Origin of the sequence: Chryseobacterium carnipullorum (assembly GCF_900142785.1) — a bacterium.
Taxonomy (GTDB): domain Bacteria; phylum Bacteroidota; class Bacteroidia; order Flavobacteriales; family Weeksellaceae; genus Chryseobacterium; species Chryseobacterium carnipullorum.
Genome location: NZ_FRCD01000024.1, coordinates 24,301 through 37,112 on the forward strand (window position 1 = coordinate 24,301; position 12,812 = coordinate 37,112).

At 38.2% G+C, this 12,812-nt stretch carries 10 protein-coding genes; 7 read left to right on the forward strand and 3 right to left on the reverse strand.

What is annotated here, in order from left to right; genetic code table 11:
• Window positions 1–34: 34 nt before the first annotated feature.
• The 6 genes from BUC06_RS21155 to apaG all read left to right on the forward strand — a co-directional run bounded on the left by BUC06_RS21155 (window position 35) and on the right by apaG (window position 8,881).
• The gene (locus tag BUC06_RS21155) at window positions 35–1,441 is read left to right on the forward strand and encodes a glycogen synthase (protein ID WP_073336337.1); all 1,407 of its coding nucleotides are present in this window, start codon (window positions 35–37) and stop codon (window positions 1,439–1,441) included.
• A 213-nt stretch (window positions 1,442–1,654) separates the two neighbouring features.
• Window positions 1,655–2,923 carry a glucose-1-phosphate adenylyltransferase gene (locus BUC06_RS21160; RefSeq protein ID WP_073336280.1) on the forward strand — a complete coding sequence of 423 codons (1,269 nt, stop codon included), beginning with the start codon at window positions 1,655–1,657 and terminating at the stop codon, window positions 2,921–2,923.
• Between the two features lie 209 nt (window positions 2,924–3,132).
• The gene (locus tag BUC06_RS21165; protein WP_073336282.1) at window positions 3,133–4,173 is read left to right on the forward strand and encodes an SRPBCC domain-containing protein; all 1,041 of its coding nucleotides are present in this window, start codon (window positions 3,133–3,135) and stop codon (window positions 4,171–4,173) included.
• A gap of 124 nt (window positions 4,174–4,297) precedes the next feature.
• Window positions 4,298–7,114: a 2-oxoglutarate dehydrogenase E1 component gene (locus tag BUC06_RS21170; protein ID WP_073336284.1), complete on the forward strand. Its 2,817-nt coding sequence runs from the start codon at window positions 4,298–4,300 to the stop codon at window positions 7,112–7,114.
• Window positions 7,115–7,154: 40 nt separating this feature from the next.
• Window positions 7,155–8,411 carry a 2-oxoglutarate dehydrogenase complex dihydrolipoyllysine-residue succinyltransferase gene (gene odhB / locus BUC06_RS21175; RefSeq protein WP_073336286.1) on the forward strand — a complete coding sequence of 419 codons (1,257 nt, stop codon included), beginning with the start codon at window positions 7,155–7,157 and terminating at the stop codon, window positions 8,409–8,411.
• 80 nt (window positions 8,412–8,491) lie between these two features.
• Window positions 8,492–8,881 carry a Co2+/Mg2+ efflux protein ApaG gene (gene apaG / locus BUC06_RS21180; RefSeq protein WP_073336287.1) on the forward strand — a complete coding sequence of 130 codons (390 nt, stop codon included), beginning with the start codon at window positions 8,492–8,494 and terminating at the stop codon, window positions 8,879–8,881.
• A gap of 548 nt (window positions 8,882–9,429) precedes the next feature.
• Here the strand turns inward: apaG and BUC06_RS21185 are convergent.
• From BUC06_RS21185 to BUC06_RS21195, 3 genes are all read right to left on the reverse strand, one after another.
• Window positions 9,430–9,987: a 3'-5' exonuclease gene (locus BUC06_RS21185; RefSeq protein ID WP_073336289.1), complete on the reverse strand. Its 558-nt coding sequence runs from the start codon at window positions 9,985–9,987 to the stop codon at window positions 9,430–9,432.
• 284 nt (window positions 9,988–10,271) lie between these two features.
• On the reverse strand, window positions 10,272–11,249 hold the full coding sequence (locus BUC06_RS21190; RefSeq protein ID WP_073336291.1) for a glycosyltransferase family 2 protein: 978 nt from the start codon (window positions 11,247–11,249) through the stop codon (window positions 10,272–10,274).
• 5 nt (window positions 11,250–11,254) lie between these two features.
• On the reverse strand, window positions 11,255–12,139 hold the full coding sequence (locus BUC06_RS21195; RefSeq protein ID WP_073336293.1) for a lysophospholipid acyltransferase family protein: 885 nt from the start codon (window positions 12,137–12,139) through the stop codon (window positions 11,255–11,257).
• Window positions 12,140–12,219: 80 nt separating this feature from the next.
• Here BUC06_RS21195 and BUC06_RS21200 point away from each other — a divergent pair, with 80 nt between their 5' ends.
• Window positions 12,220–12,792 (forward strand): thioredoxin family protein, encoded by a 573-nt coding sequence (locus BUC06_RS21200; RefSeq protein WP_073336295.1) that lies wholly within the window; start codon window positions 12,220–12,222, stop codon window positions 12,790–12,792.
• The last annotated feature ends 20 nt before the right edge of the window (window positions 12,793–12,812 follow it).

The window sequence follows — 12,812 nt, forward strand, 5'->3', positions numbered from 1 at the left end:
TAAATGATATTTAAGAATGAGTAAGGAAAAGACTATGATAATATATCACCTAAGTACAGAATGTTACCCGATTGCCAAAGTGGGCGGTCTGGCTGATGTTGTGGGCGCGCTGCCAAAATATCAGAATAAAATAAAAGGGATAGACGCTAAGGTAGTTATGCCCTGGTACAATAAATCTTTTGTTCATCATCATGAGTTTGACATAGTTTTTGATGGCTTTATTCATCAGGGCCCAGACATGCTTCAGGTTCAGGTTATGAAGGAGAAATCAGATGTTTTGGGATTTGAGCTTTATATGGTAAAAATACCAGGGCTTTTAGACAGAGAAAACCCTTACGGTTATCAGGACGAAAGTTTTCAGTTTATCGCTTTTCAGCATGGTGTATTGCATTGGCTGAGTGCTATGAAGATTCGTCCCGATGTATTGCACTGTCACGATTACCATACAGGGTTGGTGCCTTTTATGACCCAGCATTGTCCTGAATTTGAATTTTTAAAAGGAGTAAAAACAATAGGAACTATCCACAACGGAGAGTATCAGGGAATGATGAGCTGGAATATGGCGAATTATCTGCCGTCTTTTGATGCCTACAAATGGGGTTTAATGGACTGGAACGGTTTTATCAATCCACTGGCAAGTATGATCAAATGTTCTCACGCTTTTACAACCGTTTCAGAGGGTTATCTGGAAGAACTTTTTATCAGCTTCCGGGGACTGGAGAGCTTGGTGCGTGAAGAGTTTGGGAAAGCATACGGTATTATCAACGGAATTGATACGGAAGTTTGGGATCCTGAGACCGACCCGATGCTGGATTTTAATTTCAATATAAAAAATGCAGTGGCCCAAAAAAAGAAGAATAAAGAAAAGCTCTGTAAGGAATATGGTTTAAAGCCCGATCTTCCATTGTTTGCCTTTATTGGAAGATTTGCTACGGAAAAAGGAGCAGATTTTCTGCCTGATGTTGTCTGGAAGAGCATCAAACAAAGCTATGGCGCCTTGAATATTATGATTCTGGGTTCCGGAAATAGTTATATTGAAAACAAGCTGAAAGAGTATGAATATACCTATACCAATTTTGCATTAGATCTCGGGTACAAAGAACATCTTTCCCATAAGATCTATGCTTCGGCAGACTTTCTGCTGATGCCTTCAAGAGTGGAACCCTGCGGACTGAACCAAATGTATTCTATGAGATATGGCACGGTACCTGTTGTAAGATACACCGGAGGACTCAGGGATACCGTAGAAGATATTTCAACAGGAGGAGCAGGACTTAACTTTACCTATCCGGGAGTAGACGATATCGTTCATGCAATGAACAGGGCATTAGGGGTTTATAATCAGAAAGGCGTCATGAAAGAACTTATTCATGCCAACATGAATTTTGATTTTGCATGGGAGAAATCTGCAGAAAAATATATAGCTTTATACAATAACTGATGAGAGTAAAACTACCAAATTATTTTTCCTCATAATCACCATTCTTTCCATTTAGAAAAGGATAATCAAAATGATGGAACTGAATAATAAGAATAAATTTCGGGTCATTGGGGATGTCAATGCATTCGTATACAAGAATAAAGAGTGCTTTAAAATAGCAATTAACACTAAGAATAGAACAGTAAATTTAATTCAACAAAACGCAAGATACCTATGAAACGAAATGTAATCTCCATTGTTTTGGGAGGCGGCAGAGGGACAAGATTATTCCCGTTAACATATTCAAGATCTAAACCGGCAGTTCCTATTGCAGGAAAATACAGGCTGGTAGATATCCCTATTTCTAACTGTCTGAATTCAGGACTGAATAAAATCCTGGTTTTAACGCAGTTTAATTCAGCTTCCTTAAATTCACATATCAAGAATTCTTATCACTTTGACATTTTCAGCAAAGGATTCGTAGATATTCTTGCTGCTGAGCAGAATGTAGAAAATGAAAGCTGGTATCAGGGAACGGCAGATGCAGTACGCCAGTCGATGAAGCACCTGGAAAAGTATGATTATGACTATATTCTCATCCTTTCCGGTGACCAGCTCTATCAGATGGATTTCAGGGAAATGCTGGATTTTCACATTGAAAACGGAGGCGACGTCACCATTGCTACCATTCCCGTAGTGGCGAAAGATGCTACTGGATTCGGAATTTTAAAATCTGATGATGACGGCAACATTACCTCTTTCTATGAAAAGCCGGAATATGATATCCTGGATGGCCTGAAATCTGAAGTTTCAGAGGAAAACAAGCATAAAGGGAAAGAATATCTGGCATCGATGGGAATTTATATTTTCACCAGAACGATTTTGAAAAAAATGTTTGAAGACGGGGCTGGTGATGATTTCGGAAAAGATATCATTCCAAACTCCATCGGAAAGTATAAAACCTTGAGTTATCAGTACGAAGGCTACTGGACAGACATTGGAACGATAGAATCATTTTATGAAGCGAATCTGGATCTTTGTCAGGATCTTCCGCAGTTTAACCTGTTTTCTTCTTCACCCATTTATACCAGAGCAAGGATGCTTCCGCCATCAAAGATCAACGGTTCTTATGTGAGTAAAGCTGTTTTCGGAGACGGATGTATCATTATGGCTGATAAGATCGAAAATTCTGTGATCGGAAACAGAACCAGGATAGACAAAGGGAGTACCATCGTCAATTCCTATGTAATGGGGGCCGATTTTTACCAGAATACGACAGAAATTGTTATCAACGACAGAAGCGGGCGTCCCAATATGGGAATCGGAAAATACTGCTACATTGAGAAGGCGATCCTTGATAAAAACTGCTACATCGGAGACAATGTGAAGATTATTGGAGGGAAACATCTTCCGGACGGCGACTACGGAACCCATTCCGTTCAGGATGGAATTGTTGTGGTGAAAAAAGGAGCTGTTCTTCCTTCCGGAACTCATATAGGCTGAATAGAAAGGGAGATGGAAGATTGATGGGTGAAATTTTCCTGCCAAAAGAATCACGAAGGAATTTGAATAATTAAATTCCCAAATAGTATTCCATCTTCCATTATCCATTTTTTCTGACTTTAACCTTCATGAGGTTAATAAGTGTTAAACCTAAAAACTAGAGTGATCATGATATTGGTCACTTTTTTTATTTGTATTACTTTTGTGCGATGCGTTTTTTTAAAATTATAGCCGTAATTCTTGTTTTAGTGGTAGGAGCTTATGCTGCTTCCATGTACTATTTTGTAGATGAAAACAAGGATTTTAAGATAGAAAAAGAGATCGATTATCCTATCGATAAAGTCTTTCCCCAGTTTAATAATCTTCAGCACTTTACCCGCTGGAATAACTTTTTTACGAGTTCACCGTCTATTGATATAGATTATTATACGCCTTATGAAGGCCAGGGAGGGGCAATCAGTTATGTCGATCCAAAAAATGATACAGACGGAGAAATGTTCATCCGCTACGAAAACCCTGAAAAAAGTCTGCGTTATCAGCTTTTCGAGGACAGAAACGAAAATCCTACGGTAGTTGATGTTAAATTTAAAGCCATTTCTGCTGGAAAAACAAAGATTACATGGCTTGTCCACACCCCAAAACTTTCCGTGTTGAGGAGAGTAGAGAATTTCTGGACAGAAGACCGGTTTGCTGAAAATATTGACAAAAGTATGGTTAACCTCAAAAATGTTTTGGGTAATAAAGTGGAAAAAGATAACCAGATGGCTTCCATCAAATATGACAGTCTGATGGTGGAAAATGAAGAAAGTAAGGTGCTTTTGGGAATCAATGTAAGTGCGTCCAACAAAAAAGAATCCCTTTATAAAAATATTGTGATGAATTACAGTAAGATTTATAATTATGTAACAATGGATCTGGGCAAAAAAGACGATGAATTCGGCTTTCCTGTACTTATTACCGATGCGGATAATTATAAAGACAAAGAGGTTTCTTACTTCATGGGAATTCCACTTTCCAAAAAGATTGGAGTAACGGATAATAACTTCAATTTCCGTACGGTGAATGCTTCTCAAAATTACGTGATGTACTACAAAGGAAATTATGAAGGCAGAATAAGGGCAGTTCAGCAGCTGATTCAGAAGGCCAAAAAAGACGAGATGCGCTTCGGAGATATCCGTCAGACCTTTATTGAACGTCCGATCGAAGGGCAGGAGGTCAACATGAAGCTCTCATTATCAGTGTTTAAGTGATTTTTTTTTAATTATTTTTTTCTTAATTTTTTTTAACGGTCTCAGGCTGTCTTAACTCGGTTTTTTTTATTAAATTTGAAGATTAATTCTACAAATAAATTTTAATAATAGATAAACTGTAATAATGGACAGATTTTCATTCCTAAACGCAGCTCATTCTCAGTTAATTGAGGATTTATACCAACAGTACTTAAAATTCCCGGATTCTTTGGAGCCATCATGGAAAGCCTTTTTTCAAGGTTTCGATTTTGCTTTGGAGAACTATGGAGATGATGATAACGTTCAATACATTCAGGCCCCGGCCAACGCTGCTCCGGCAGTACAGCAAATCTCTCAGGCAGTATCCAGCGGAGAAGTTCCTGAGCACATCAAAAAAGAGTTCAAGGTAGTAAACCTTATTGAGGCTTACAGAACGAGAGGGCACTTGTTCACAAAGACCAACCCAGTTAGAGAAAGAAGACACTATACGCCTACTTTAGACATCGAGAACTTCGGTCTTAGCAAGGAGGATTTAAATACGAAATTCAACTGTGCTGTTGAAACAGGAATGAAAGAACCTGCAACACTACAGGACCTGATCAAGCATTTGGAAAGTATCTACTGCGATTCTATCGGAGTAGAATACACGTATATCAACAACGTTGAAGAAAAAGACTTCATCAAGAAATGGCTTCAGGTGAACGAAAACCACCCAAGTCTTTCTGCAAATGAAAAAACTGAGATTTTATTAAAATTAAATCAGGCAGTAGCTTTTGAAAACTATCTTCATACCAAATTTGTAGGACAAAAGAGATTCTCGCTGGAAGGTGGTGAAACTTTAATCCCTGCATTGGATCAGTTGATCTCTAGATCTTCTCAATTAGGAGTAGACGAAGTAGTTCTGGGAATGGCTCACAGAGGAAGACTGAACGTGTTGTCAAACATTTTCGGAAAATCTTACAAGCAAATCTTCTCGGAATTTGAAGGAAAAGAATTCGAAGAGGATGTATTCTCCGGTGACGTTAAATATCACCTGGGATCATCTAAAAAAGTGAAAACTGCTTCAGGAGAAGAAGTAGCCATCAACCTTACCCCGAATCCATCTCACCTTGAAACCGTAGCAGCTCTTGTAGAAGGGATCTGCCGCGCGAAGATAGATGACAAATACAAAGGAGACGGTTCCAAGATTCTTCCAATCGTAATCCATGGTGACGGTGCTATTGCCGGTCAGGGAATTGCTTACGAAGTAGCTCAGATGATGACGCTGGAAGGATATAAAACAGGAGGAACTGTTCATATCGTTGTGAACAATCAGGTTTCATTTACGACTAACTATGCAGATGCAAGATCTTCAACCTACTGTACAGATATTGCAAAAGTAACAGAATCGCCGGTGATGCACGTTAATGCTGACGATGCTGAAGCGGTAGTTCATGCAATGCATTTTGCAGCAGATTTCAGAGCGAAGTTTGGGAAAGATGTTTATATCGATTTATTAGGATACAGAAAATATGGGCACAACGAAGGAGATGAGCCTAGATTCACGCAGCCTAATCTGTATAAATTAATTTCAAAACACCCGAATCCAAGAGAAATTTATAAAGATAAATTGCTTAAGGACAGCATCACGTCCAACGATGTGATTGCCAAAATGGAATCAGATTTCAAAGCACTTTTAGATAAAGATTTTGATGCTTCCAAGGAGATTGAGAAAAATGCAATGGACCTGTTCATGGCAGATGACTGGATCAATTATCCTATCGGAAAAAGAGGTGCTGTTCAGATTCCTGTAGATACAAAATTTGACTTAGAGAAGCTTAAAGAACTGGCCATTAAAATGTCATCTCTTCCTGCTGATAAAAAGTTCATCAATAAAATTACAAGACTGTTTGATAACCGTGTTAAGGCGATCGAAGGAAATTCATTAGACTGGGCTCTTGGCGAGTGGTTGGCGTATGCTACCCTTCTTGTGGAAGGCCACAATGTAAGAATTTCCGGAGAAGATGTGGAAAGAGGAACATTCTCTCACAGACATGCGGTGGTAAAAACTGAAGATACAGAAGAAGAGTATATTCCTTTGAGACACGTGTCAGAAAGCAGATTTGATGTATTCAACTCTCACCTTTCAGAATATGGAGTTTTAGGTTTTGACTATGGATATGCCATGGTTTCTCCTAATACATTGACCATCTGGGAAGCTCAGTTCGGAGACTTTGTAAACGGTGCTCAGATCATCGTTGACCAGTATCTGGCGGCAGCTGAAGAGAAATGGAAGATCCAGGACGGATTGGTGATGCTGTTGCCTCACGGTTCAGAAGGTCAGGGAGCAGAACACTCTTCTGCAAGATTAGAAAGATTCTTAACGCTTTGTGCGAACGAAAATATGGTGGTAGCCAATATCACTTCACCTGCCAATTATTTCCACTTATTAAGAAGACAGCTTAAATGGTCATTCAGAAAGCCGTTGGTCGTAATGAGTCCTAAATCTTTATTGAGACATCCTAAAGTGGTTTCTCCACTGGAAGATTTTGCAAACGGTTCATTCCAGCCAATATTGGACGATCCTACTGCAGATCCTAAAAAAGTTGAAAAATTAGTGTTGTGTTCAGGGAAACTATACTTCGAATTATTAGCGAAGAAAGAAGAACTGAATTGTGAAAATATTGCATTGGTAAGATTAGAGCAGTTGTACCCGCTTCAGGCAGATGCAATAGATGCGATCTTCAGCAAATATGACAACAGAACACAATTGGTTTGGGCTCAGGAAGAACCTGAAAACATGGGGGCATGGTCTTATATCCTGAGAAATTTCAGAGATACAGGAATCCAGGTTGTAGCTCCGGTACCAAGCGGTGCTCCGGCTCCGGGAAGCCACAAAATGTTTGAGAAAAACCAAAATGCAGTGATCAACAGAGTTTTCGACAGAGATGATGCTCCTGCAAAAAGACCCGTGACAGCGTAATTAAGAATAATACCCAATTAAAAAATAAAAAATACTCAATATGTCAGTTTTAGAAATGAAAGTTCCTTCACCGGGAGAATCCATTACAGAAGTTGAAATTGCAACTTGGCTTGTGAAAGATGGTGATTACGTAGAAAAAGATCAGCCCATCGCAGAAGTAGACTCAGATAAAGCAACTCTTGAATTGCCAGCGGAACAAAGCGGTGTCATTACATTAAAAGCAGAAGAGGGTGATGTAGTACAGGTTGGTCAGGTAGTTTGTTTAATTGATGTGGATGCTGCTAAACCTGCAGGCGGAAGTGCTCCTGCTGCTGAAGCTCCAAAACAGGAAGAAGCTCCGAAAGCTGCTGAACCTGCTAAACAGGAAGCGCCAAAACCAGCGGCTCCGGTATCTGCTCCACAAACTTATGCAACGGGAGCTCCATCTCCTGCAGCTAAAAAAATCCTTGACGAGAAAGGAATTCAGTCAGGACAGGTTTCAGGAAGCGGAAGAGACGGAAGAATCACTAAAACAGATGCAGAATTGGCTGCAGTTCCTGCTTTAGGAGGAACTCCTTCTACTGCAACGGGTGCTCGTACAACGACGACGACTAAACTTTCAGTTCTAAGAAGAAAAATCGCTTCAAGATTGGTTTCTGTAAAGAACGAAACAGCGATGCTGACCACTTTCAACGAAGTGGATATGTCTGAAATCTTCAGATTAAGAAAATTATATAAAGAAGAATTTGCTCAGAAACATGGAGTAGGACTAGGATTTATGTCTTTCTTTACAAAAGCGGTTACTAGAGCATTACAAATGTATCCTGATGTGAATGCATCCATCGACGGAGATTTTAAAATCAATTATGATTTCTGCGATATTTCAATTGCGGTTTCAGGTCCTAAAGGATTAATGGTTCCTGTATTGAGAAATGCAGAAAACATGTCTTTCAGCGGAGTAGAAGCTAACATCAAAGATCTTGCTACCAAAGTAAGAGACGGTAAAATTACAGTTGATGAAATGACCGGAGGCACATTTACGATTACAAACGGTGGTACTTTTGGATCGATGTTATCTACCCCTATCATCAACCCGCCACAATCTGCTATCCTTGGAATGCACAATATCATCCAGAGACCGGTAGCTGTTGACGGACAAGTTGTAATCAGACCAATGATGTATGTAGCAATGTCTTATGACCACAGAATTATCGACGGAAAAGAGTCTGTAGGATTCCTTGTAGCGGTAAAAGAAGGTATCGACAATCCTGTTGAAATATTAATGGGAGGTGACGAAAGAAAAGGCCTTGGATTATAGATTTTAATAAAATTATAATATAACTTACGATCTCGCCTTAAAAAAGGCGAGATTTTTGTATTTGTTAAGAAAATACTAAGATGATGTTCTCAAAAATGACTTCCAATATCAAAGTTTCAGTAATACCTGAATATGATAGTAAAAACAGTTATCCATCTGAAAACCGTTACGTCTTCAAGTATAATATTACGATAGAAAACGACGGTAGTTTTCCGATTAAAGTAATTAAAAGAAAATGGCTGATCTTCGACGTAGGCTTTGGATATACTGAGATTATAGGCGATGGAGTGATAGGATTGACACCGGAGATTCCGGTAAGCGAAAATTTCGCTTATTTCTCCAATGTTATGCTTCGGTCCGGCGTAGGAAATATGAGCGGCAAATACCTTGTTAAAAACATGGATACTCAGGAAACTTTTGAGATAGAAATCCCGAAGTTTAATCTGTTGTCTGAAGTTTTAAGCAATTAGCCTGAATCAGAAGTGGAAAAATAGGATTTAATGATGTTAGAAGAAGGAAGCTGTCCTTTACTATTTAATATCTGACAGTTTTATGCATAAAAAAGAAAACTTAATTTAGATTGTCTTTTCTCATCTCATGAGCTCCCTTTTTCCAGCATCATGCTTTTACTTTTTAAAAGCAGATTTGCCTTTCCACAAATTTGTATGGATTATTCCCTGATAAATCGGTGTCCGCTTATGCCCTTCGAAGATTTGACTTCCAGAAAATAGGCTCCTTTTGAAAGACAGGAAACATCTATTTTAAATCAGAAGAATTGTACTGGAGGAGTCTTCCTTCAGAACTGTAAATATTAGTCCATTGTATATCATCAAGACCTTTAATCTCAATAAAACCTTCCTTAACCGGATTAGGATACACTTTTATGGCTGAATGATTTCCTGATACTAATTCTTTTGTTCCTAAAAAACACTTTCATAAGTAAGTTCTGAGCTTTTTTGCAAAGATTAGATTGCCGACTATAAAAGCAGCCGGAAGTAAAAGTTTTTTAAGTTTTTAGTTATAGTTTTTTTACGTATTTATTTAGAAAAGAGCCATGTATTTCTTCATTTTGAGTGATGATTAGCTTTTCAAAAGCCAACAGGGCTATTTTTGCACAAGCTTCAGCGTCATCGCCTGCACGGTGATGATTCAGACTGATCTGATGATGTTCTGCCAGATGTTTCAAACCGTATTTAGGAAGATAGTTCCATGATTTTTTGGCCAGCTGAATACTGCATAGGTAATTCAGTTTTGGGGTGAACATTCCATAATGATCGAAGCAGCCCCTTAAAACACCTGCGTCAAAACTTGCATTATGGGCAATCATTAGCGATCCGTACATCATTTTTTCAGCTTCATACCAGATCTCATCAAAGGTAGGCGCATCTTTTACATCTTCAGGTTTTATCCCATGAACATCAATATTGAATCTGCTGAAATAAGGAAAGCTCGGAGGTTTGATAAGCCAGGTTCTGGTTTCAACGATTTTGGAATCCTGAACAACACAAATGCCCATTTCGCACGCCGAATTTTTTTCGTGAGTGGCTGTTTCAAAATCTATTGCGCAAAAATCCATTTTAATGAGTGATGGGTTTAAAATTATGAATGATAAGTAGCTGATACTGCTTTATAATAAACTGGAATCGATGATTTGACGTTTAATAGGTCGGCTGGTGCTAAAAATTATTAACGTGTAAGATATAAATTTTTTCTGAAATCAAATGATTTTGAAATGCTAAACAATCCGACTCTTTACTAAGCTAAAATATGGGATATTTAAAAAAACAGCGCTAGAAAAAGTCTTCATGAAATTAAAATTTTGATTCTCAATAAAAACAGAATCCCTTATAGGCTTAACTTTTATTTTCCTCCTAAAAAATGTTTAAAAATAAGCCACTTCGATTGATAGAAATCATCTTTCTGATTTTTCTGACGAAGTTTCCAAGTTCCCGGAAGCTGTCCGTAAAATCCAAAATGCGCTCTTAAAACAGCCCAGAAATGGGCAAAACCATTTTTCAGCCCGAAATAAACTCCCGCAAATCCATCTAAAACAAGCCTTAAAGAGATGATGCCGATCAGTTGGGGAAAAGGAAGATTTTTCACCATCATAGAAAGATTGTTTCGCATATTGAGATAAGTCTTCTGAGCGCTCTGCTTGTTCAACGTTCCTCCACCTACATGATAGACTTTGGACTTTCCGGTGTAGAAGATTTTCTTTCCCGAGTTAATCAGTCTCCAGCAAAGATCAATCTCTTCCTGATGGGCAAAAAATCTCTCATCGAAACCCTTTTGTGCCCAGAAATCCTTGGAACGGATAAAAAAGCAACAGCCCGAAGCCCAGAAAATTTCTTTTTCGTCATCATACTGTCCTTTATCTTCCTCAAGACTGTCAAAAATACGTCCGCGGCAGTACGGGTAGCCCAGATTGTCTATCAGACCACCGGCAGCACCAGCAAATTCAAAATAATTCTTATTATTAAACGATAAGATTTTAGGCTGAACAGCGGCTATGGAGGCGTCTTTTTCAAAAAGATCCATAACGGGATTGATCCAGTTTTCCGTGACTTCTACATCAGAATTGAGGAGACAGTAATATTCATTCTTTATTTCTTTTAAACCCTCATTGTATCCTCCTGCAAAACCATAGTTTTTATCGTTTCTGATGATTTTTACAGTAGGAAACTGACGCTCTATAAAATCTATAGAATCATCAGTTGAAAGATTATCAATGACATAAATGTCAGCATTCTGAGAAAAACGGACAACATCTGGAAGAAATTTTTCAAGCCAGTTCTTACCGTTCCAGTTTAAAATGGCAACTGCTAAATTGGTAGGCATCAGAATTATATTTTTTCGGAATCAAACGTTTTAATCGAGTCCTGGTATTTCCATTTTCTGTGTGACCATAAATAGTTGTCAGGATGCTTGTGCAGTGTATTTTCAAGAAGTTTATGGAATTTTCTTACCACTTCATGCTCTGTAAACTTTTCACCGTCAGGATAGATTCTGTGATAATTGACCTGATAATAGCCTCGTTTTACCTTTTTCATTTCGCAATAAATAAAGGCAAGGTCCATTCTGGTGGCCAGTTTATCATAGCCGATAAAAGCTGGGGTTTTCTGATGCAAAAATTCTAATCCGTAGTTGACATGGGCAACATGCGGCGTTTGATCGGCCACAAACATATACGCCGATTCACCATCATTTTTAGATCTGAAGATATTCATGATCACTTCATTAGCCTCCAGCGCTTCGTTTCCAAATTTGTTTCTGACTTTCTTCATCTGGTTTTCCCAGAAATCGCTGTTTACCTTTCTGTAGACCGGATGGCAGTGTTTTTGCGGAATGATTCTCGCCAGGGCATTGATCCATTCCCAGTTAAAGACGTGTCCGGCAAGCATGATGATATTTTTGCCCTCGGCTTTGGCTTCATGAAACACTTCCTGGTTGATGTGTTGCATTCTTACTCTGGACTCCGTTTCGGAAATACTGAAAGATTTGATGGTTTCTACCAGATAATCTGAGAAATTTTCATAAAACTTCTTTCTTATCACGGCAATTTCTTCTTCTGACTTGTCAGGAAAAGATTTTCGTAAATTTTGAGTGATCACTTTTTTTCTGTATCCTACCAAATAATAATTTAGAAAGAACATAACGTCCGAAAAAATATACAATACTTTAAGCGGAAGTTTAGAAATTAAATATAATATTTTGATTAAGAAATTCATAAAACATGCAAATTTAGTGATAATAAAATTATGGTTCTATTTTTGCTTGTAATAAGTAATATTTTTTTTATTTTTATGTTATGAAAAAATTGTCGATCATAGCCTTTCTGGGATTAAGTGTCATTGCTTTTTCACAGGATACCAAAAATCAGCCGCCAGAAAGAAAGCAGGATCATGCGCTTCTGGTGAAAGCGGATCATGCAGAACTGGATGCGAAGAAGAAAGCAGGTGAAGAAAAGGCAAAACTTCCCAAGCCTTACGACCCGAAAGCAAATGCAGAGGCTGATATCAAAAAATTAGTGGCTAAAGCTAAAAAAGAAGGTAAAAATATTATAATCCAGGCTGGTGGAAACTGGTGTATCTGGTGTCTCCGTTTTAATAAATTTGTGCAGAATACTCCAGAATTAAAAGAAACAGCGGACAAGAATTATTTATATTATCACCTGAATTATTCACCTGAAAATAAAAATGAAAAGGTTTTTAGCCAATATGTTGATATCAAAGAAAAGCTGGGTTATCCGTTTTTCATTGTTTTAGATAAAAACGGCAAAGTGGTTCATGTCCTAAAGGACAGTTCAGTGCTTGAAGAAGGAAAAGGGTACAGTAAAGAAAAAGTACAGGAATTCTTTACTCAATGGGCACCTAAATCATAAAATATAACCGGGAAATTTTC

Coding starts and splice junctions, on each gene's coding strand:
- BUC06_RS21155 (WP_073336337.1), top strand. CDS start 35: ATGATAATATATCACCTAAGTACAGAATGTTACCCGATTGCCAAAGTG.
- BUC06_RS21190 (WP_073336291.1), bottom strand. CDS start 11,249: ATGCCTACCAATTTAGCAGTTGCCATTTTAAACTGGAACGGTAAGAAC.
- BUC06_RS21185 (WP_073336289.1), bottom strand. CDS start 9,987: ATGGATTTTTGCGCAATAGATTTTGAAACAGCCACTCACGAAAAAAAT.
- BUC06_RS21160 (WP_073336280.1), top strand. CDS start 1,655: ATGAAACGAAATGTAATCTCCATTGTTTTGGGAGGCGGCAGAGGGACA.
- BUC06_RS21200 (WP_073336295.1), top strand. CDS start 12,220: ATGAAAAAATTGTCGATCATAGCCTTTCTGGGATTAAGTGTCATTGCT.
- BUC06_RS21195 (WP_073336293.1), bottom strand. CDS start 12,139: ATGAATTTCTTAATCAAAATATTATATTTAATTTCTAAACTTCCGCTT.
- apaG (WP_073336287.1), top strand. CDS start 8,492: ATGATGTTCTCAAAAATGACTTCCAATATCAAAGTTTCAGTAATACCT.
- BUC06_RS21170 (WP_073336284.1), top strand. CDS start 4,298: ATGGACAGATTTTCATTCCTAAACGCAGCTCATTCTCAGTTAATTGAG.
- BUC06_RS21165 (WP_073336282.1), top strand. CDS start 3,133: ATGCGTTTTTTTAAAATTATAGCCGTAATTCTTGTTTTAGTGGTAGGA.
- odhB (WP_073336286.1), top strand. CDS start 7,155: ATGTCAGTTTTAGAAATGAAAGTTCCTTCACCGGGAGAATCCATTACA.